Origin of the sequence: Flavobacterium sp. XGLA_31, assembly GCF_051547105.1 — a bacterium.
Taxonomy (GTDB): Bacteria; Bacteroidota; Bacteroidia; order Flavobacteriales; family Flavobacteriaceae; genus Flavobacterium.
The window spans coordinates 54,731-76,665 of the sequence record NZ_JBPTTM010000008.1 but is presented as its reverse complement, the minus strand read 5'-3'; the positions used below and the strand labels follow the sequence as shown (position 1 = coordinate 76,665).

Here is a 21,935-nt window from a genome sequence, read left to right as displayed (position 1 = left end):
ATTATTATTGCTTTAATGCTTCCTGAACCGAAACTTTTTTTCCTCCTTTGAAGGCGATGATGAAAGCCGACGGATACCCTTTTGCCTTGGCTTCTGCTAATAATCTTTTGGCTTCCTCATAACTCGGGGTACTGCCATACATGTACTTATACAGTGCGCCTTCTGAGGCAACCGATATATTGCTCAATCCTTTGAAATTAGACGGAGTGGGATCCAACTGTTTGCCACTGGCGGAAAGTTGTACCTTAAAGATAGCCGCTCCTCCGACAGCCTCCGGTTTTGGCACTGCTGCCGGTTCCGGTTTTTTGATTTCCGGCTTTTTCGGCTCGGTGGTTTTAGGAGTCGGTTTTGGTGCTACCGCTACAGTATCTGTTGGCTTATAGCTTTTGTCTTTACCCATCATTTCAGAAGGTTTTTCAGCGGTGTCGTTTTTATCGGTGCCAAAATACTCCTTTTTATAACTCATAATGGCATTGGCAATGGCTTGTGCCACTTCCTGCTGCCCTTCTTCCGAGTCGAGTTTTTCCCCTTCAGCCGGATTGGATATAAAGCCCATTTCAATTAACACTCTGGGCATGTACGCTTTGTGTAATACCATATAAGGTGCTTGCTTTACGCCACGGCTTTTTTTATCTAACTCGTCAATGAAATGATTTTGAATTTTACCGGCTAGGGCAATACTCTGATCCAGATACAGTTCCTGGGCCATCACTAAACCGGCAAGGGATTCAGGTGATTTGGGATCGTATCCTTCATACTTTTGCTTGTAATCTTTTTCGAGGGTAATTACGGCATTCTCTCGTTTGGCCGCTTCGAGGTTGGAAGCGTTTTTCGACATACCCATCACATAGGTTTCAGAACCGTCGGCAGCCGAGTTTTTATTGGCATTGCAGTGAATTGACACGAAAATATCGGAATCCGCCCGATTGGCAATATTGGCTCGTTCCACCAAATCAATAAACTGATCCGTTTTACGGGTGTAAATAACTTCTACCCCGGAGTTCTTTTCCAGTATTCTGCCCACTTTGAGCACTACCGCCAAAGTGATATTCTTTTCAATATGCCCATTGTACACCGCACCATAATCGTGGTCCCCGTGTCCGGCATCTAAGGTTACTTTAAATTTTCCCGACTGCGCCGAGACCGGGCCGGAAATCAAGAATACAATAGCACAAACAGCTACAGCAACTACTCTCATCGGTTTTATGAATTTCAAAATATAATTTTTATTAATTTAGGACAACTTAGCTTTTTCCGGCTGCAAAGGTAACAATAAAGGCGTTGGAAAACCCGCGGTTTTTAGCTTCGTTCTGCATTTTTTTAGCCTCTTCCATATCCGAAGAAGCACCGTAATAGTAACGGTACAAATTATTTTCAAAAGTAAACGAAATCTCTTTGAGTCCTTTAAACTCTTTAGAACTCGGATCTCTTTTCTTTGAACTGGCAAAAAGCTGCACTTTGTATAATTCGGTTTTGGCTTCAACGTTTGAGGCAACGGTTGTTTTGACCACCTTACTGCTGTCGCTGTCTTTGGACTGCGGCTTGTCATTTCTATCCACAGTTTTCTCCGCTACTTTCACCTCTTTTTCAGCTGCTTTAGTTTCCTTGTCCTGGTTTTTGGTTTCCTTTTCTGCAATTCTTTCACTGTCGGGGCCCGATTCGTTGAAATAACTTCTTTTGTAACTGATAATCGCATTGGCAATCTGACGCGCCATTTTGGTTTGTCCTTCGTCGGAATTCAGGAACTCTCCTTCTTCCTTGTTGGATAAAAAACCTAACTCAATGAGCACCCCCGGCATAGAGGCCGCATCCAACACCCAAAGCGGCTGTTGTTTCACTCCTCTGGTTTTTCGGTTCAGGTTGTTGGTAAAATTTTCCTGTACATGAGAGGCCAAATTGATACTGTTGTACAGATTTTCCTCCTGCATGATTTTTAATCCGATTAAAGATTCCGGATTGTTGGGATTAAACCCTTCATAGGTCTTCTTATAGTTATCTTCCAATAAGATTACCGAGTTTTCATTTTTGGCCACTTCCAAATTCATATTGCTTCGGGAAAGTCCCATCACAAAAGTCTCTGTTCCTTCGGGCTCAAAGTTTTTCACCGAATTGCAATGGATGGACACAAACAAATTGGCGTTGATTTTATTCGCCACCTTAGGGCGGTTGACCAACTCAATAAACACATCCGATTTGCGGGTGAACACCACTTCAAAATCCTTTTCTTTCTCTAAAAACTCCCCTACTTTCAGGGTGGTTTTTAACGCGATATCCTTCTCAACGTAACCGTGATAGGAATTTCCGGGGTCTTTTCCGCCGTGACCGGCATCCAAAACAATCGTAAACTTATTGCTCTTGGCCTGACCGGACACCAATAAAACACTCCAAAATGCCAGTGTGGCAAGCCGCCATTTTATATTTTTTGTGAATTCCATTGACTTTAAAAGTTAATTTTAATTAAAACCGCACGGTTATAAATCCAATATTTCTTTATTTTTGACCGAAATAATGTTTAAGTTTGCCACGTCAAAAATCGGGCCATATTTCTACAAAAATAGCATTAAACCTTTGCAAAGAAACTTATTTTATATCGTTTTTTTAACAATTTTCCTAACACTCGGGAACGTCAAAATATATTCACAGGACCTGGCTAAAAAGAAAGAGACTTTCCCGGCTAAGAACCAAACCACCCCTAAGACAACCACCCCCGAAACAGCCGAAAAAAAGCAAGACACCATCAAACTGGACAGCCTCAAAAAAAAGAAAACTTTTTTAGATGGTAAAGTCAAATACAAAGCCGACAAATACGCCAAAATAGACCAAAAGAAAAAGCTGGTCACCCTCTACGACAAAGCGGAACTCTACTATCAGGATATCGAATTGAAATCGGGGATTATTGTTTTTGATTATCAAAAAAACGAAGTCTATGCCGGTAGGATAAAAGACTCTGCCGGAGTGTATACACAGTCACCGGTATTCAAACAAGGAAGTCAGGTGGTAGAACCCGATTCCATCCGGTTCAATTACAAAACCAAAAAAGCATTGGTGTGGAACTCCCGTACCGAACAAGGCGAAATGCACATCAAAGCGGAAGTGACCAAAAAAGAAAACGATTCGGTTTACTTTATGAAAAGAGCCCGTTTCACAACCGCCAAAGACATTGACAATCCCGAATACTACTTTCAGGCGAGCAGAGTGAAACTGGTTCCCGGAAAAAAAGTAGTAGTAGGGCTTACCAATATGGTAATTGCCGATGTGCCTACGCCTATTGCTTTGCCGTTTGCCTTTTTCCCGATGAGTGAAAAGAGCCGTTCCGGTTTGATTATTCCGAGTTATAACGACAGTAACACCCGTGGCTTTTCGTTGCAGAACGGAGGGTATTATTTTGCCCTGAGCGACAACTATGACTTAGCGGTGTTGGGCGATTATTACACTAACGGCAGTTATGCCATGCGTTTCCAATCGTCGTATGCCAAGCGGTATAAGTTCAACGGAAATGTCAATGTTCGTTTTGAAAACCTCATCACCAGTGAGCGCGGCTATCCCGACTACGCGAAAACCAGTATTTACAACATCCAGTGGACCCATACCAAAGACGCAAAATCCAATCCGAATTCCCGATTTTCGGCTTCGGTCAATTTGGGAACGAGTAAATACTACCGGCAATCCATCAATCAGATGAATATAGGGTCTACCCTTAACAACACGCTGAGTTCCTCTATTTCCTATTCCAAAACCTTCAATACGGTGCCGCAGATGAACTTGTCGCTGACGGCCACGCATTCCCAAAACACCAATACCGAAGAAATCAACATGACCCTGCCTACCCTGCAGTTCAGTGTAGACCGCATGTATCCGTTTGCTCCGAAGGATGGGGTTAAAAAAGGACTGGTGAAAAACATCAACCTGCAATACAACTTAAAAGCAGAAAACCGAATAGCAACCAAAGATTCGCTTTTCTTTAAACCGCAAATGTTCCGCGATGCCAAGTTGGGTTTTCAACACAGTATACCGTTGTCGACCAACTTTAAAGTATTTAAGTTTTTCAGTGCCACCAGTTCCATCAACTATAATGAAGTGTGGTATTTCAAAACCATCCGCAAGCAATTCAGCGATTCGCAAAACAAAGTGGTGGATGTGGAAGTGCCCGGTTTTGATGCTTTCCGAACTTATTCCTTCTCTGCCGGTTTGGGTACCACGATTTACGGAACGTTTAATTTTGGTGAAAATAAAAAGATACAGGCCATCCGTCACGTAGTCCGTCCGAATATATCCTACAGCTATACCCCGAGTTTTTCTAAATACTACGACACCTATGATGCTGACGGAAGCGGCACCATGATTAAGGAATACACCCGTTTTGACGGCGGTATTTTCGGGGCACCGGGCAAGAACATGTCCAACAACATCGGGTTTAGCTTGAGCAACACGTTTGAAGCCAAAGTAACCGATAAGGACTCGACGAAAACCGAAGCCAAAAAAGTGATGTTGCTGAACAACCTGAACTTCTCCACCAGTTACGATATTACCGCCGATTCCCTTCGATGGTCACCTATGCGTGTGAGCGGGGGAACACAGCTTTTCAAGCAGAAAATGAATGTGAACTTTGCGGCCACTTTAGACCCGTATGCCATCAACAATGCGGGACAACGCATCAACACCTGGAACATTGACAACGGCGGCAGTCTTTTCAGAATGACCAGTGCCAACATGACGCTGAACTATGCCTTTAAAAGTGGAGAAGGCGACAGCAAAGACAAAGAAAACCAACAAGGCAAGAGAAACGGCGGACGAACCGATGACTTATTCGGGACGAATACCGATCTGAGCAACCGACAGGACAGTCAGTTTAAAGAAGACGAAGAAACGGGCGAAAAAGCGACCGAGTTCTTTAAATACAAGCTGCCTTTTGACATGAATTTGGCCTACTCCCTGACCTACTCCAACAACAAACGGGAAAAGAAAATTACCGGAAACTCGCTGATGATTTCCATGAATACCGACCTGACGCCCAAATGGAAGATAGGCGTATCTACAGGATACGATATGGTACAAAAAGGAGTTACCTTTACCCAGTTTCGTTTTGAGCGCGACTTGGACAGCTGGCGTATGGACTTCAGTTGGGTGCCTTTTGGGACGAATACCTATTGGAGTTTCTTTATCGGAATCAAATCCGGAGTGCTGAGCGATATCAAGTGGGATAAACGCAACCAACCGGATAGAACGTTGAGATAATTGTGATGGGGAATGTTGAATGATGAATGTTGAACAACGAATGTTGAATTTTGAATTTGAATTATTATGAATACAAAGAAAATTATCTTTACAGACAAAGCTCCGGCTCCTATCGGGCCGTACAATCAAGCGGTTTTAATCGGCAACACGCTTTATACCTCAGGGCAAATTGCCTTGGATCCGGTGACGATGGAACTGGTGCTGGACGATATTGAAACCGAGACCCAACAAGTGATGGAAAACATGAAAGCGGTACTGGCCGCGGCGGATATGACTTTTGAACACGTGGTTAAAACAACCATCTTCATCATGGATATGGGGAATTTTGCGCGCATCAACAGTGTGTATGGCCGTTATTTTGACGAGCAAACTGCTCCGGCCCGCGAGACGGTACAAGTAGCCGGTTTGCCTAAAGGAGTGAATGTAGAAATTTCGATGGTAGCGGTAAAGTAAGCCTGCTTCCTTTCTTATAAAAAAACCTCTCGTATTCGAACACGAGAGGTTTTTTGTTATTGGGGTAAGCCCTTCAGTGAATTCCGGTGGGCACTTCTTACGGCTGCGTAATTTGGCAATTGATGGTTGCGGTATACGGGTTCCCATTAAAACTGCCTGAGAACGGTATGCTGCAGAACGCGATACGGATTTTACCGGCTACGTGACTGACGTAAACCGGATAACCCGCTGTGGCATGCCAACTGATGTTTCCGTTCACATCCCAAAGGTAAACCCGGTCAACGGTATCTATATTGGAGCTGTTGTCGTCGGTTGTATAGTAAATTCCGTCTGCCAAAGGATGGGTTTGCCAATACGAAGGGAAATACAGGTACATATCCCCATTAGAGCTGTTGGCTGTCACTTCATAGCCTCCTCCTACTCCGTTGGCATTGTAATAGCTGCCATAGAATGTTTGATTGCCCAAAGTCACATTGGTATTGAAGGTGGCTTTGTTATCGATTAAACTGCAGGTGGGAACCCCCTGATTCAGTTTTACATCAACATACACACTGTCTATACGGTCTTCGCAGCCTTCTACCGAAGCCTGCAAATAGTACCAACCCGAATGTTTTATTTTGGCTTCACCGGTAACCGTAGCCGAAGTATTGATGCCGGGCAAGCCACCGTTATACGCTTCCCAACCTAACGGACCGGTCCAATGGTACACCACATTATCTGAAGGAGTGGCATTGAGGGTGATTTCGGCGCCGATATAGACCGGAGCTAACGGTAAAATGTGGATACCGGCCAACTCATCGCAATTGGCATTGTCGCTACTTCCGCCGTCGCTACTGCTACAGCCGATGATTGTTACGGTAAGCGTTACGGCTGACAGCAACAGGTACATGGATCTGAATTTCATATCTGTAATGGATTAGTTTAGGAACAAACCTACTCATTATTTTAATATCAAAACACGCTTACTGTCGGTAATTCTAATTTCGGGAGGTATTTTCTTTTCGGGAGCCCCGAGGGCAGGCTGCCCGGTTATCGAATGCGGAGGGGGGACTCAGCGGATGAGATGGATGATGCTCTGGAGTTCGACTCCCAAATATTCACAAAGGTCGTATACGGTTAAGAGTTGGTTTTCGTCTTTGTTTTTGAAGCGTCTGATTTGTTTGAGGATTTGCCGGCATACCCGTTCACTTTTACCGGTAATTACCTGAATGTCTTTGGTGTAGATGCAGATTCGATTCATGATGGGTTGATTATTAGTTCGTATTCCTGTTTGCTTACATGATTTTATGCTTTATGGGATTGGTGTTATTGTTCCCTCACAAATTGTGTGCCATTCTTCTTATTTATCTGACTTTTAGTCTAAATCCCTATGCCTTTGTACCCCATCTCTCCCAAAGGGTTTATGGCACTATCTTACTCCCTTATGGCACTCTGAAGGTACCCTTGTGGCACTATGATGGCACTCTAGCGGCAATCTAGCGGCACTCTAGCCGCAATCTAGCCGCAATGAAACTGCCTTCCGGAAGCGGTAAAAACCCAATGGGTCTTCTATTGTTGTTCGCTGCTGTTGGCGAAGGACGTGGTTGCTGCCCGATGGGGGACCGGTAAAAAGTGACGATTTCCGGCAAAAAGCGTCGAAAAGTGACGTTTTGTGACGTTTTGTGACCTTGGCACGAAAATTTGGCTCGGCTCTTGATTTATGGTTTATCAGTATTAATTTAAAATTATAAAACCATGTCAGTAAAATTTAAAGTTGTGTCGAAAAAGAATCCTCAGGATCTTTTGGCACCCGCAAAATTCTATGCCAACGCAGTGGGCTATGGAAAAACCGATTTGAACAAATTAGCCAAAATCATTTCGATTCAGTGTACCGTCACCGAAGCCGATTGCTATGCCGTGTTGGTTTCGTTGGAACTCAACATCATTAGCGAGTTGGAAGAAGGCCGCATCGTGAAATTGGGTCGTTTAGGAAGCTTTCAGGTAGGGCTTAGCTCTGAAGGCATGGCTACGGAAGAAGAAGTAACGAGTCAAGCGATTATCAATAACCGCATCAACTTCCGTCCGGGCGAACGCCTTCGCGATTTCCTACAGACGGCTAAGTACGAGAAATTACCGTAAACTCAAACTCTTCTTCGGCCAGGCCACACTTCCTTGAAGCCCCGGGTTCATCCCGGGGCTTTTTTTTACCTTTTTTTGTTCCAAATGGCTTGCAAAGATGCGGAGCTTTGAACGCAAAGATGCGGAGCTTTGAACACGAAGATGCGGAGCTTTGAACACGAAGATGCGGAGCTTTATCCAAAAAGGCACCGAACGGTCCGTCTGAAGTACCATTTCCGGACTCAAACTGCACTTAATCGCATTTTTTTGACTTTTAACGATTAAAATCAGCCCAAAAATGGTTTTTCTACCATTTTCACCTAACTTCGAAGTAGCTCTTTTTCAGAGTATTAGAAACACCTCCCCATTTACTCCATTTTTATTTCCTCTTTGCCCACAGGGCTTAGCAGGTGCTGCATTGTATTGTCTAATTTTAAATTATATAGGTATGAGAACGCGAGTATTACTTTATTATTTATTCTTTTTATTTTATTTAAATCTCTATGGTCAAAAGAATCAAACTATCACCAGTCCTTTGAGCACCACCGCATTTGATTCCTTGGTGATTGGCAACCTTAATTTTATGGTTTTAGGTGAAGATAACGTAAAACAAGGGCTCAGCTATGAATATAAAGAATCGACTTCAGAGCTCAATCTTAGTGGAAAACTCCTTAGTAAAGAACGTTTCATAATGACCTTGGACGGAAAATTTGCCATTGATAACGGTGCGTTTGTGTTTGATGAGAGTGATGGAAGTAAAAAAGGAAATCTAACACTTAATTTCTTTTTTAATCTTCCATGGAATACTAAATTCTACAAGATATTGAATGCAGACAATCCGGAGGAAATCGATTCAAGACGTGCCATGTTTCAAAATAAAATACAGACCATGGCTTTGGCAGACAGTATTTATTATAAAATAATGGAGTATGAGGTTATCATGAAAAAATTAAAATTCCCATATGTACCCATAAGTGATAAAAAATTTGAAAAACAACGCGCATTACTAGACAAAATCCACACCAGTAACTACGATTACAATCCCGACAACTATGACGTTAAAGAGAATAAAGATAGACTTTTTAAAATGCTGAAACAGTATTATAAAAAAGGAGAACTTGTGGATTTTGATGCTCTTTTAGCTGCATTACAAAAAGAGACTAAAGACACCTATCAGATTTTGGACAACAATAAAAACAATGTGGATACGTATAATGTTTATGATAATTTTAAAATAGAAAAATTCTTAAAGGATTATCAGGCAGCCTACAGCAAACTGGAAAAATACTGTACTGAAAACAACAGTCTTGAAATAGCCACTTTCAAAAAGTACTGGACAGGAGAAAGAAGTAATTATATGGGAATTAGCCCTTATTACGAAAGACAAGGATTTGACATTTACAACTCCAGTCCATTAACAACGATTGGTTTTAAAGATCGCTTTGAGGAAGTGCGAAGTGACCTGTATGGCGTAAATTTTAGTATAAATCATATTCGTTTATTTAAAAGCAGAGCATTTTACATGATAAGATTACTGGGAGCCATTGGAAGAGCTAATAATTTTACCGAATATGACAAAAACGATTACCGTTACACCACATCTACAGAAAATTCAAACGGTATACCAATAGAAGTAGTAAAAACCAAAACTGGGTATCTCAATAAAGAGGGAAGGTCTTACCAGTATGGTTTTTTTAACAGCATCAACCTTGAAACTTATTTCTGCCCTGTTGCAGTGGCCGGATTATACGGAAAGATTGGGTACTCAAAAAATAACGCACTCTTACAAGACGAAGCCTACCCTCTTGAAACAGGCATACTCATCAACTTAAAATCAAAGGATAAAAAGAACATTGTAGCGGTTCAACTGTTTATGAGCCGACAAAACCTAAATGTGCATCCTGATGATGATATGAATTTTGGACTTAAAGTAGGATTACCTATTAATATCTCCAGAGATTAGAAGTCATGAATATTGCTTTTGTAAGAATAAATTAGTATGTTTGACATGAACTAACCCTTATCATGATCAACCAAAACCCTGAACAAATTGCTCGAGACAACATCGACAGGCAGCTTATGGCCTGTGGTTGGGTTATTCAAGATAAGAAGAAATTCAACTTGGCCGCGGGTTTGGGGATTGCCATACGGGAATACCAAACCGATATTGGTCCGGCGGATTATGTGTTGTTTGTGGATAAGAAGCCAGTGGGGATTATTGAGGCCAAACGAGAAGAAGAAGGCGTTCGCCTGACTACCGTTGAAGACCAATCTTCCCAATATGCCAATGCCAAACTGCGGTTGCTCAACAATGACCCACTTCCGTTTGTATATGAAAGCACCGGAGAGGTCACCCGCTTTACTGACTACCGCGACCCGAAACCCCGTTCGCGTAATGTCTTTACCTTTCATCGACCGGAAACCTTTGTGCAATGGTTGAGCCAACCCAAAACCTTGCGGGCGCGTTTGCACGACCTCCCTGCCCTACCCACTGAGGGTTTGCGCGATTGTCAAGTTATCGCCATAACCAATCTGGAGCAATCCTTTAAAGACCAACGTCCCAAAGCCCTAATCCAAATGGCTACGGGTTCGGGGAAAACGTTTACGGCTATCACGTTTGTATACCGATTACTGAAATATGCCAAAGCCAAACGGATTTTGTTTTTGGTGGACACGAAAAACTTAGGCGAACAAGCCGAGGGGGAATTTCGAGCCTATACTGCTCAGGAAGACAATCGTTTGTTTACGGAGTTGTATGGAGTTACCCGATTGAACAGTTCGTTTATTCCGAATGACAGTCAGGTATATATCAGCACTATACAACGGATGTACTCTATATTAAAAGAAACCGAACTGGACGAAAGTCTTGAAGAGGAAAACCCTAATGAGACCCGCTTTGAACCCAAGGAAGCCATACCGGTAGGCTATAATGAAAAGGTGCCGATAGAGTTTTTTGACTTTGTCGTGATTGACGAGTGCCACCGCAGTATTTACAACTTGTGGAAACAAGTATTGGACTATTTTGATGTGTTTCAGATTGGGTTGACTGCCACGCCTGACAACCGCACTTTTGGGTATTTTAACCAAAACTTAGTCTCCGATTACGGTTATGAGAAAGCGGTGATTGACGGTGTATTGGTGCCCTATAATGTGTTTACCATCGAAACCGAGATTACTAAAAACGGCAACATCATTAAGATGGGCGAACAAGTGGACAAACGAGAGCGCCTCACCCGTAAAAAGTTTTGGGAAGCCTTGGATGAAGATGAAGTCTATAGCGGTAAACAATTGGATAAAGACATCGTCAACCCGAGTACGATACGCACCATCATACGAGCAACCAAAGAAAACCTGCCCATGATGTTTCCCGACCGCATGGACAGTCAAGGGAACTTTGAAGTACCCAAACTATTGATATTTGCCAAGACCGACAGCCATGCCGAAGATATTATCGATATTGTACGGGAGGAATTTGGCGAAGAAAACAAGTTTTGCAAAAAGATTACCTACCGTTCCGACGAAGACCCTAAAAGCGTGTTGCAGCAGTTTCGCAACGACTATTACCCGCGTATCGCCGTAACTGTAGACATGATTGCTACGGGTACTGACATACGTCCTTTGGAAGTGTTGCTTTTTATGCGCGATGTGAAAAGCCGTTCCTATTACGAGCAAATGAAAGGGCGTGGTACACGCACCTGCAGCGTAGAGGAACTCAAAGCCAAAGGCACTCCCACCGCGAAGTACAGCAAAGACCATTTTGTGATTATTGACGCCATTGGTGTGGAGCAATCGCAAAAAACAGATAGCCGCCCTTTGGAGAAACTCCCGGGCATTTCGCTGAAAGATGTGCTGAACAGTGTGGCGATGGGCAATACCAGTGAAGACATGCTGACCACTTTGGCGAACCGATTGATACGCTTAGACCAACAACTCAAAGACAAGGACAAGCAACTCTTTAGCGAAAAAGCCAATGGACTGACCATTAATCAGGTGGTGAAACAATTGTTATACGCCTATGACCCGGACGTATTGGAAAGCCAAGCTTCCAATGTTAAAAGAGGCATGGCCGGCCACCCTCCTGTTGCCATAGAGCAAGCCATAACCGAGGCGCATCAAGCTTTAATTGAACAGGCTGTAGCCGTGTTTCACAATCCCGACTTACGAGAGTTTATTGTGGATATCCGCAAAAAGTACGACCAGATTATAGATACCGTCAATATTGATACCGTAACCAAAATAGGCTGGGTAAAAGACCATGCCGAAGCGGCTACGGCACTGATTAGGGAGTTCAAGGATTGGATAGCCCTACACAAAGACGAGATTATCGCGCTGCAAATCTTTTATGCGCAGGACTACCGCCACCGGAGCCTGACCTATACAATGATCAAAGATTTGTACGACTTACTGTTGGCCGAAAAACCAACGCTGCACCTCAGCCAACTTTGGGATGCGTATGCTACCGAGGAAGATACCGCAGCCGAAGGCAAACTGATACAAAGAATGCCCAGAAGTGAAAAACCCAAACAGGAATTGGTGTTGTTAGTGTCTTTATTGCGCAAAGTAGTGGGACTGGACGAATGGCTGACAGGCTATGATAAGACGGTGGATATTAAGTTTCAGGAGTGGGCGTTTAAAAAACAAGCCGGTGCCGGGACTAAGTTTACCGAACCCCAAATGCAATGGCTGCGGATGATGAAAGACTATGTGGCCAACAGTTTTTGTGTGGAGAAAGACGATTTTGATTTACCGCCGTTTAATGCGGAAGGCGGTTTGAGTAAAATGTGGGCCCTGTTTGGCGAGCAAACTGATGCAATTATAAAAGAGTTAAATGAAGTGTTAGCGGCTTAAAAAAGTATAATTTTGTATCAACTTTAAATTTAGAAATGTTCGAAAATCATCTACAGTTGGGCAATGGTATTTTCACTACGCAGGAAATTGCACAAATCCTTCGTGTGCCTTATTATAAGGTAAACCGATGGATTACGAAATATTGGGATGGAGAGCTTGGAAAAGTTTATGAGCAACAATACTCTTGGTCGGTTGGGAATAATCGTGCTGTAGGTTTTCATACATTGATTGAGTTTTATGTGATGATGCAATTTACTGAAGCCGGAGTACCAACCAAAGCAGTATTGAAAGCGCATCAGGAAATGGGAGCACATTTTAAAACGCACTTCCCTTTTGCTAAAAAAGAAGTGCTTGATAATATATCCACAGATGGTTTGCGTATATTTCTGAAAATTGATGGTGTTCATATTACGCTTGATGGTAGTAAACAATTCAATTTAGATGTTATTAAAATGTTCTTTAAGAATTTAGATTTTGATAATGAAATGTTGGCTTCCCGTTTTTGGCCATTAGGAAAAGAACACGTGATTGTTTGTGACCCCCATCGCAAATTTGGTCAACCCGTTTTGGATGGCACTAGTATTCAATCAGAGGCTATCTACCGAATGTATTTGGCTGAAGAACCTATTTCCTTTATTGCCTCCGTCTATGAAATCACGGAAACGGCGGTTAAAGACGCCATATTATTCCATCAAAATGCTGCTTAATGGGAAAGAAGTACACTATTTACATCGATGAAAATATGCCGCGCCAATTGGCTCATGGGTTGCATACTTTGCAGCAGCCTCAAAATGCTAAAGATGGTATAGAAATAGAAGTCCTTGCCATAAAAGATGTTTTTGGTGAAGGTACCCAAGATGAAGATTGGATACCAAAAGTGGGAGCTAAAAAAGGAATTGTTATCACACAAGATTTCAGAATACAATCTCAAAAACACCAACGTGAATTATATCTAGAAAGTGGTGTGGGTATCTTATTTCTTAACCCTCCTTCAACTGGTGGCTTTTCCTATTGGGATTTAGTTAAAAAACTAATTTCTGAATGGGAAGATATTAAAAGAATCATTAAGAAAAACAATACTCCTTTTGCCTTCAGAGGAACCTCCAGAACCAAATTTGAGAAAATGGAATAATTCAAATCCATTTCATTACTAAAATTTTAATTCACTAACCAATTCCATATTCCAATATTAATGACAAAAGAGAATACCAAATTACCAAAGGATTGGAACTGGGTCGAACTTTCCAAAGTAGTAAAGTTCTATCAAGGATATGGCTTCCCAAAAGATTTTCAAGGAAATAAAAATGGTGAGTATCCATTTTATAAAGTAGGAGATATTTCTAAAAATGTAAAAGCAGGAAATAGAAATTTAGTTTCATGTGATAATTTTATTGATGAAACGATATTACTAAAATTAAAAGCAAAGCCTTATCCTACCAATACCGTTGTTTTTGCCAAAATAGGTGAAGGTTTAAAACTCAACAGAAGAGGGATTATCAAAACCTCAGGTATTGTCGATAATAATGCTATGGGATTAAAAGCAATCGAAAATGTTTGTGATGATTTATATTTATATCATTTCTTTAATACAGTTAAATTAGAAGATTATTCAAAAGCAACTACAGTTCCATCTGTCAGAAAATCTGAAATTGAAGAAATTCCATTTCCTCTTCCTCCTCTCGAAACCCAACAAGCCATCGTTACCAAAATAGAAGAACTCTTTAGTGAGTTGGACCAAGGCATCGCCGATTTAAAAACTGCACAGCTACGGCTCAAAACCTACCGACAAAGCGTTTTAAAATGGGCTTTTGAGGGGAAGTTAACGAATGAGCATGTTAAGGATGGTGAGTTGCCGGAGGGGTGGAAAATAGTTGATTTGAAAGAGGTCTGTGAAATAAAAAGAGGCAAGTCAAAGCATCGCCCAAGAAATGCCCCTGAATTATATGGTGGGAATTATCCTTTTATACAAACTGGAGATATTAGAAACGCAAATGGTGGTTACATAAAAAGATACTCTCAAACATATAGCGAAATGGGATTAGCACAAAGTCAACTTTGGCCTAAGGGAACATTATGTATAACAATTGCTGCAAATATCGGAGAAACAGCAATATTAGATTTTGATGCTTGCTTTCCAGATAGCGTTGTGGGGTTGCTTTCAAAAAAAGATGTTTTATTTAATAAATATTTGAATTATTTCTTTATTTCATTTAAACAAAAATTAGAAGAATTAGCACCAGCAACAGCTCAAAAAAATATTAATGTTGACATTTTAGAAAAAGTAAATATTCCATTGGCTCATTTTGAAGAACAACATCTTATCGTCCATGAAATCGAAAGTCGTTTGAGTGTGGCTGATAAAATTGAGGAAAGTATTGCACAAAGCTTGCAACAAGCCGAGGCGTTGCGGCAGAGTATTTTGAAGAAGGCGTTTAGTGGGGAGTTGGTTTAAAAATAAAAGATTATGATAGACCAAATGATTCGATGTAAAAACCTAAACCCATGTGATAAAATAGAGACTATTCATGAATGGTTTTATAAATGCCCACCTAAAGGAAAAGAGAAACAATGGAAAGACGGTCGAAGTGCTAAAGAAACAGCTAAGCATTGGGTACATACTATTCCGCAACCCTTCATAGATATTTTAAAAGATAAACATTTAAATTATGAACTATGCTCACCGGAATATGTTACCAAGTTTGATGCCTATAAAGGTGAAGGAAGAAATCATGATTTGTTGATACTGGCAAAAAATGTGGATAACGATAATGTTGTAATATCAATTGAATCAAAAGCTGATGAGCCTTTTGGAGATAATCTTGAAAAAACAAAAGAAGCGGCTAAGAAAGCAAAAGACAAAAACAACAAGTCAAAAGCATTAGAAAGAATTAAAGAATTACGAGTAGCTCTATTTGGAGAAGAAAATGATAATCAAGATGAATTAATGTATCAATTATTAACCGCAGTTGCCGGAACAATAGCCGAAGCTAAAAAGCAAGATGCCAAAAGCGCTTTTTTCTTGGTGCAAACGTTTGTAGAAAAAGAGAACTCCAAACACATTACAAACAAAGAAGCCTTCAATCGTTTTTTGAAGGTCTTTACCAAATCAGAAGATGCAAAGATTGAAAATAATGAGGTTTTAGGTCCTTTTAGAATAGCAACCAATAATGAGTATTTGTCTAGTGATATTGATTTGTGGATTGGGAAGTATGGGATAAATATTTAACTCATGAAATACATTTTTGAAACATACCATTTGAATATTTTAGATGCTGAGAACGCTGGGTGTAAAACCATTTTATCTCCAAGCACTGGGGCAGCTCTACAAAAAGAAAGACGTAAGTTGTATATTGTTTATCATAACAATGAATTGCTTTATGTTGGTGAGGCGAATACTTCCATCAAAACAAGATTTCAAAGAAGTTGTAGTTCGTTTAATCATTACATTATAAAAGGGAAAGCCAGAGGCGGATATAAAGGGTACAAATGGTTACATAAAATAGATAATCCACAAAGAAGTTTAAACGTTGCAGTGGCTACATTTAGTGCCGAATATGATGATAAGAGAGATTTTATAGAGGCTATTGAAGGAGAGTTGGTGTATTTAATCAGAAACAAGCATGGCTATTGGCCGAAGTTTCAAAATGAGATACATTTTAGTAATTGTGCTGGCGCTAAGGAGATTGCGGAGGGGATATTAGATAAGATATTTAATAAAAAAATAGTTTAAAAGAAATGATATGTTATTGTTACTTAATGATCTTATGAAATTTAATCTTAAAAAAACCGTATTAAAAAAACATCCAATTTTTGGAGAATCATTTGAAGTCAGTTTTACTGATGAAAATGATTTTAAAAATGAGGCGATTGTTAATGCTCCATATACATCCTTAATAATAGGTCCAAATGGAACTGGAAAGAGTTATCTATTAAAAGAAATAGCTGAAATCTTCATTCACCTAAAAGATATCAAAGAAAAAAGTGAACTAGCTAATTATCATAGATTATTTGAAATTACGTTTAACATAAATTCAGCAGATTTTATTGTTAGTAATTTTTTTATAGAAAAAGAAAAAATCAAGAGAACTAAAACAACCGTATACCAAAGCAGTGAAGAAATTTCTCCTGAAAAGTTAATTTTACCAGAAACTATATTAGTTTCTTCGCTCTTAATTAATGATAAATTCACTGTCAAAAACAATTATGAAGACTTTTACAGATATCTCGGTGTTAGAAGTATTAAAACACCTAGTATAGCAGGAACTAAAAGCTATATCAAGAGAACATTAGATTTAATTTTTATGAATTTAAATCATGATGAAGCCATAATTATAAATAAAATCAAATCGTTACTTCAATTTTTAAATTACGAAAATAACTTCAGAATTAATTATAAGTTAAGATATAAGAATTATTTTTTTAATCAACCATTGAATGCCGAAAAATTCGATAGACTATTTAATAATTTTAATGATCCTCAGAAAGGATTCTCAAATAGAAAAGATTCTGAATTTATTCCATTTGGAGTTAGATATTATCACAATCACATAAAGAATAATTCAGAATTAAAACTTCAAATAATTGAATTGATAAATTATATTAGAGAAAACTTCAATGGTAATTTATCATTTGATATTATTAATCAAAATCTACCTAAAAATTATTATATATTATTAAATCATCTGAATTCTTTAGATTTAATATCTTATCCAGAGTTGAGCTTAAGCAAGCAAGGAACTAATTTAGGAGTAAATGATATTAGTTCGGGAGAATATCACATATTAACCAGTTTTATTGGAATCTATGCTTCCATCCAACCAAATAGTTTGATACTAATTGATGAACCAGAGATTAGCCTGCACCCTAATTGGCAAATGAGGTACGTTTCATTTTTAAAAGAGCTCTTTAAAGAATACCAAAATTGCCATTTTCTGATAACTTCACACTCTCACTTTTTTGCATCAGATTTAGATGGTAGACATTCCAAGATTATAGGTTTAAGAAGGGATATTAAAGATAAAATTGAAAAAGTTGATTTACCTAAAGATTTGAATACTTTTGGATGGTCTGCCGAAGAAATATTGCTAAAAGTATTTAAAGTAAATACCTCAAGAAATTATTTTGTGGCTGATAAACTTGGTGAGCTTCTCGATTATATATCTGATCAGGATAGCGATGAAAGAAGTATTCGTGATAAATTTTACGAGTTAGGGATAGACAAATTAAGCAGCCTATCGGACAATGACCCTTTAAAAGTAGTATATAACACAATCGTTAAAGAGTATGTTTCTAATCAATCTGAATAATCGATATCGCTACACACTGATAAATAAGACATATATACCATCCGTTGATGAAATTTTAATAATCAACGATATAACTATTGATGATACTTATTGGACTAAGAGAAACAAAGTTTATGTAGATTATAAAATAAATCTGAAACAAAGTCATTACTTCGGTCAAATAAGGAGATGTGCATATTGTAGAGCAAAGTTAAGGACTGATGCATATTGGGAAGATTTGGACCATGTGGTTTCTCAAAATGAAAAAGTAAAATGGATGTTTATTCCTAAAAATCTAATTGTAACCTGTGAGCCCTGTAATAGATTGAAAAATGCTAATTCAACTTTAACTAACCCGGCAACAAACGTTTTTCCAAATATTTCCGATGACTTTAATATTTTTAATCCTCATTTCGACAATTGGTCTGACCATTTTGAAATATTTAAGGGAATTTTTTTGAGAGGAATACCAGGAACAAAAGGACCTGCAACATACAAGCATTGTCACCTATATAGACACGATGTAATAATTAATAATGTAGAAGAACAAATTTTGTGGGGCTCAAGCACAATGAAAAGATTAACTCAGAGATTGAAAGAAGTAGCAGTAGACTCCGTAGAACATGTTCATATTCAAAGAGCAATAAATCACATGATTCAGCGCAAAAAAAATAATCAATAAAAATGAGCAAAGAAAACACAAATGCATCCTCTATAGTATCTAAAGTCTGGGCCTTTTGCCAAACCCTTAGAGACGATGGTGTGGGTTATGGTGACTACTTAGAACAGTTAACCTATTTGCTGTTCTTGAAAATGGCAGATGAATATACCAAGCCCCCGCATAACAGAAAGATGCCTATCCCAAGTGAATTTGCCTGGGATTCATTACTCAGTAAAAGCGGGAGTGAGTTGGAGTTGCATTACAACAACATGCTTCGCGAGTTGGCCAAAGAAAAAGGTATCTTGGGGCAAATTTTTGTCAAGAGTCAGAACAAAATACAAGATCCTGCCAAGTTGTACAAGCTTATCGCCTTAATCAATGCCGAGAATTGGATATTGATGGGCGTTAAAGACAAAGGGGATATTTACGAAGGCATCTTAGAGAAAAATGCTGAAGACACCAAGAGCGGTGCCGGACAGTACTTTACCCCTCGCCCGCTTATCAAAGCGATGGTAGAGTGCCTTCGCCCCGAGCCCATGAAAACCATTGCCGACCCGGCTTGTGGCACGGGTGGTTTCTTTTTAGCGGCCTACGACTGGATTGTCGCCAACCGAAGTTTAGACAAAGAAGCGGCTAAGTTCCTGAAATATGAAACCTTCTTTGGGAATGAAATCGTTGCGAGTACACGTCGTTTGGCTTTAATGAATTTATTCCTGCACAACATCGGCGATATTGATTCGGATAACTTTATTTCACCGAATGATTCGTTGATTACGGATTCGGGAACTCGCTATGATTATATCTTGGCCAATCCGCCTTTTGGTAAAAAGAGCAGCATGACCTTTACCAATGCCGAAGGCGAACAGGAAAAAGAAGACCTGACCTATAACCGTCAGGACTTTTGGGTGACCACGAGCAACAAGCAGTTGAACTTTGTGCAGCACATCCGCACCATGCTCAAAACCACAGGACAAGCAGCAGTTGTATTACCTGATAATGTATTGTTTGAAGGCGGTGTGGGCGAAACGGTGCGCAAGAAATTATTAGAAACGACTGACCTGCACACCATATTGCGTTTGCCTACCGGTATCTTTTATGCCAACGGAGTGAAAGCGAATGTGCTGTTCTTTGACGGCAAGCCATCGAGCAAAGACCCGTGGACGAAAGAAGTTTGGGTATACGATTACCGTACCAACATACACCATACCTTGAAGAAGAATCCGCTGAAGTTGGAAGACCTTAGGGATTTTATCCAATTGTATAATCCGGAAAACCGTCACAAACGAACAGAAACCTATCATGCGGAAACGAATCCCGAAGGACGTTGGCGCAAGTTTGGCTATGAGGAAATCATCGCACGTGACAAAACGAGTTTAGATATCACTTGGCTAAAAGACAAATCACTGGCAGATTTAGACAACCTCCCCGACCCGGATGAGTTGGCAGAAGATATTATTGAGAATATTGAATCGGGCTTGGAGGCTTTCAGAGCAATTTTATCTGGATTGAAATAATAAAGCTAATCCCTATTGCCACAGCCAAAAGAATTCTAATTTACTATTTATCTCATGGGATGTGATATCTCCATACTCAATCGGCATACCTTAGATCTTTCCAGTTTGGAGCGTCTGGCTATGGATTTGGCAGAGCGGTTGCACATTAATGTAGAGTATGGCTACTATGCTTTTGCAGAGCACAATCAATTGCTGGGGCTGGACATGGAGGAAGGGTATGTCGTGCTCGGTAAGGTGCGAAAAGAAGGTTCGGGTTGGCATTACCAACTTACCGATGAACGATTTCAGGTGAAGGCTTTGTATCAAAAATACGGAGAGGCCCTTTTTGAACGGGAGGACTATTTGTGGTACAACCCCAGTGCCACCCCTGAGCAACAACGAGAGTACATTTTTACCGTAGCATATGAACTCACGGCTGTTATAGGCCTCGAAAGCAGCAGCAGTTTGACCATTTATAAAGAGGTGGTCAGCAATGATTGGTGTTACTATTCCCGATGGTGGGATTTTACCGATGAGATGCAGGGAAATAGCCATCACTATGATGAAGATTATTTGGAAAAATTCCGCAAAAAAATAATGACTGTTACGCTGGCGTTGGGTGGCTCCAAAGCCTATTATGTAAATGACCAATGTACTCACTTGAAAGGCGTTGGTCAAGGAGACGAAATGGAATACACCTGGGATGCGCTGGAAGCGTATCTCTATTCCTGTCCCCCGCTTGAAGTATTGTCCGTTTCCCGAATACTGACGGATATAAGTTATCAAAGAGAGGTGAACACAAAGCATCACCGCAATTTGGCTTTTTATGATGACTTTGCTGATTTGAAAGTTTAGGCGTTTGGGTAATGGGGCCCTTCGACAAGCTCAGGGTGACATTGAATTATTAATCGGGTTTTGTGTTCTAAAAGCAATACCTCATCATTTAAACGACTTACCATTAAGCCTACCCTTGTCCGTCTGAGCCTGTCGAAGACCCATTGTTTGCCGTTTTGTTTAAAGGAGCCCTTCCCTTCGACAAGCTCAGGGTGACAATGAATTATTAATCGGGTTTTATGTTCTAAAAGCAATACCTCATCATGTAAACAACTTACCATTAAACCTGCCCTTGTCAGTCTGAGCCTGTCGAAGACCCTTAGTTTGTCGTTTTGTTTAAAGGAGCCCTTCGACAGGCTCAGGGTGACAATGAATTACTGATTGTATTTTGTAGAAAGAAGCTCAGGGTGACCGTGGCGTTTTGGATTGGATTTATGTTCTAAAAGCAATACCTCATCATGTAAACAACTTACCATTAAACCTGCCCTTGTCAGTCTGAGCCTGTCGAAGACCCTTTGTTTGGCGTTTTGTTTAAAGGAGCTCAGGGTGACCGTGGCGTTTTGGATTGGATTTTGTATTTTAAAGCAATTACCTTACCTCATCCAATCCCAGCAACAACAACTGTGCGGTGGCTTCATTGGTGGCCAGTGGCACATTGTGCACGTCGCAGATGCGGATGAGCATGTTGATATCGGGTTCGTGGGGATGGCTGGAGTTTGGGTCTTTGAAAAACAGCACCATTTTGGTTTTGCCTTCGGCTACCCGAGCGGCTATTTGGGCATCGCCTCCCTGAGGGCCTGAGAGCATCTTTTTGACCTTGATGCCTACCGCTTCTACCTTGCCCCCAGTGGTTCCGGTAGCTATGAGTTTGATGTTTTCTTTTTCGAGGATGTGTTTGTTCTTATTGATGAACTGAACCATGTCGGCTTTTTTGCCGTCATGTGCTATAATTGCTATTTCCATTTACTTGTTATTTTATTTCCTGTAGAACTGTTGCTATTGCCGGACTGCCACCGGCAGTCCTCCTCT

The 21,935-nt window shown here is 40.3% G+C and carries 19 protein-coding genes; 14 read left to right on the top strand and 5 right to left on the bottom strand.

The window, feature by feature from the left end; translation table 11 throughout:
• Positions 1 to 4: 4 nt before the first annotated feature.
• Positions 5 to 1,198, bottom strand: a complete 1,194-nt coding sequence (locus ACSVH6_RS12480; RefSeq protein ID WP_438079095.1) for an N-acetylmuramoyl-L-alanine amidase — start codon at positions 1,196 to 1,198, stop codon at positions 5 to 7.
• A 46-nt stretch (positions 1,199 to 1,244) separates the two neighbouring features.
• A complete protein-coding gene (locus tag ACSVH6_RS12475) occupies positions 1,245 to 2,435 on the bottom strand; it encodes an N-acetylmuramoyl-L-alanine amidase (protein WP_438078990.1) in 1,191 nt (396 codons plus the stop codon).
• A 133-nt stretch (positions 2,436 to 2,568) separates the two neighbouring features.
• On the opposite strand from ACSVH6_RS12475, the gene ACSVH6_RS12470 reads away from it, so the two are divergent.
• Complete coding sequence (locus ACSVH6_RS12470) at positions 2,569 to 5,235, top strand: putative LPS assembly protein LptD (RefSeq protein WP_438078988.1); 2,667 nt, start codon at positions 2,569 to 2,571, stop codon at positions 5,233 to 5,235.
• A gap of 66 nt (positions 5,236 to 5,301) precedes the next feature.
• On the top strand, positions 5,302 to 5,688 hold the full coding sequence (locus tag ACSVH6_RS12465) for a RidA family protein (protein ID WP_438078987.1): 387 nt from the start codon (positions 5,302 to 5,304) through the stop codon (positions 5,686 to 5,688).
• A 97-nt stretch (positions 5,689 to 5,785) separates the two neighbouring features.
• Here ACSVH6_RS12465 and ACSVH6_RS12460 read toward each other — a convergent pair whose 3' ends face one another.
• Both ACSVH6_RS12460 and ACSVH6_RS12455 read right to left on the bottom strand, forming a co-directional pair.
• On the bottom strand, positions 5,786 to 6,592 hold the full coding sequence (locus ACSVH6_RS12460) for a hypothetical protein (protein WP_438078986.1): 807 nt from the start codon (positions 6,590 to 6,592) through the stop codon (positions 5,786 to 5,788).
• 147 nt (positions 6,593 to 6,739) lie between these two features.
• The gene (locus ACSVH6_RS12455) at positions 6,740 to 6,928 is read right to left on the bottom strand and encodes a hypothetical protein (RefSeq protein ID WP_438078984.1); all 189 of its coding nucleotides are present in this window, start codon (positions 6,926 to 6,928) and stop codon (positions 6,740 to 6,742) included.
• 494 nt (positions 6,929 to 7,422) lie between these two features.
• On the opposite strand from ACSVH6_RS12455, the gene ACSVH6_RS12450 reads away from it, so the two are divergent.
• The 12 genes from ACSVH6_RS12450 to ACSVH6_RS12395 all read left to right on the top strand — a co-directional run bounded on the left by ACSVH6_RS12450 (position 7,423) and on the right by ACSVH6_RS12395 (position 20,927).
• Positions 7,423 to 7,806, top strand: a complete 384-nt coding sequence (locus tag ACSVH6_RS12450) for an HU family DNA-binding protein (RefSeq protein ID WP_438078982.1) — start codon at positions 7,423 to 7,425, stop codon at positions 7,804 to 7,806.
• Positions 7,807 to 8,233: 427 nt separating this feature from the next.
• Positions 8,234 to 9,748, top strand: a complete 1,515-nt coding sequence (locus ACSVH6_RS12445; protein WP_438078979.1) for a hypothetical protein — start codon at positions 8,234 to 8,236, stop codon at positions 9,746 to 9,748.
• A gap of 62 nt (positions 9,749 to 9,810) precedes the next feature.
• Positions 9,811 to 12,633: a type I restriction endonuclease subunit R gene (locus ACSVH6_RS12440; RefSeq protein WP_438078977.1), complete on the top strand. Its 2,823-nt coding sequence runs from the start codon at positions 9,811 to 9,813 to the stop codon at positions 12,631 to 12,633.
• Between the two features lie 35 nt (positions 12,634 to 12,668).
• Complete coding sequence (locus ACSVH6_RS12435) at positions 12,669 to 13,340, top strand: DUF433 domain-containing protein (protein WP_438078976.1); 672 nt, start codon at positions 12,669 to 12,671, stop codon at positions 13,338 to 13,340.
• Entirely contained in the window at positions 13,340 to 13,765 is a 426-nt protein-coding gene (locus ACSVH6_RS12430) for a hypothetical protein (RefSeq protein WP_438078974.1), read from the top strand. Before ACSVH6_RS12435 ends, ACSVH6_RS12430 begins: the two co-directional genes overlap by 1 nt.
• Before the next feature lie 60 nt (positions 13,766 to 13,825).
• Positions 13,826 to 15,085 (top strand): restriction endonuclease subunit S, encoded by a 1,260-nt coding sequence (locus ACSVH6_RS12425; protein WP_438078971.1) that lies wholly within the window; start codon positions 13,826 to 13,828, stop codon positions 15,083 to 15,085.
• Between the two features lie 12 nt (positions 15,086 to 15,097).
• Positions 15,098 to 15,859, top strand: a complete 762-nt coding sequence (locus ACSVH6_RS12420; protein WP_438078969.1) for a DUF6946 family protein — start codon at positions 15,098 to 15,100, stop codon at positions 15,857 to 15,859.
• Between the two features lie 3 nt (positions 15,860 to 15,862).
• Positions 15,863 to 16,363 carry a hypothetical protein gene (locus ACSVH6_RS12415; RefSeq protein ID WP_438078968.1) on the top strand — a complete coding sequence of 167 codons (501 nt, stop codon included), beginning with the start codon at positions 15,863 to 15,865 and terminating at the stop codon, positions 16,361 to 16,363.
• 34 nt (positions 16,364 to 16,397) lie between these two features.
• Entirely contained in the window at positions 16,398 to 17,939 is a 1,542-nt protein-coding gene (locus ACSVH6_RS12410; RefSeq protein ID WP_438078966.1) for an AAA family ATPase, read from the top strand.
• Positions 17,917 to 18,600, top strand: a complete 684-nt coding sequence (locus ACSVH6_RS12405; protein WP_438078964.1) for a hypothetical protein — start codon at positions 17,917 to 17,919, stop codon at positions 18,598 to 18,600. Before ACSVH6_RS12410 ends, ACSVH6_RS12405 begins: the two co-directional genes overlap by 23 nt.
• Positions 18,601 to 18,602: 2 nt before the next feature.
• Positions 18,603 to 20,093, top strand: a complete 1,491-nt coding sequence (locus ACSVH6_RS12400; RefSeq protein WP_438078962.1) for an N-6 DNA methylase — start codon at positions 18,603 to 18,605, stop codon at positions 20,091 to 20,093.
• Between the two features lie 54 nt (positions 20,094 to 20,147).
• Positions 20,148 to 20,927: a hypothetical protein gene (locus ACSVH6_RS12395; RefSeq protein ID WP_438078960.1), complete on the top strand. Its 780-nt coding sequence runs from the start codon at positions 20,148 to 20,150 to the stop codon at positions 20,925 to 20,927.
• Positions 20,928 to 21,494: 567 nt separating this feature from the next.
• Here the strand turns inward: ACSVH6_RS12395 and ACSVH6_RS12390 are convergent.
• Complete coding sequence (locus tag ACSVH6_RS12390; protein WP_438078958.1) at positions 21,495 to 21,869, bottom strand: methylglyoxal synthase; 375 nt, start codon at positions 21,867 to 21,869, stop codon at positions 21,495 to 21,497.
• Positions 21,870 to 21,935 lie beyond the last annotated feature (66 nt).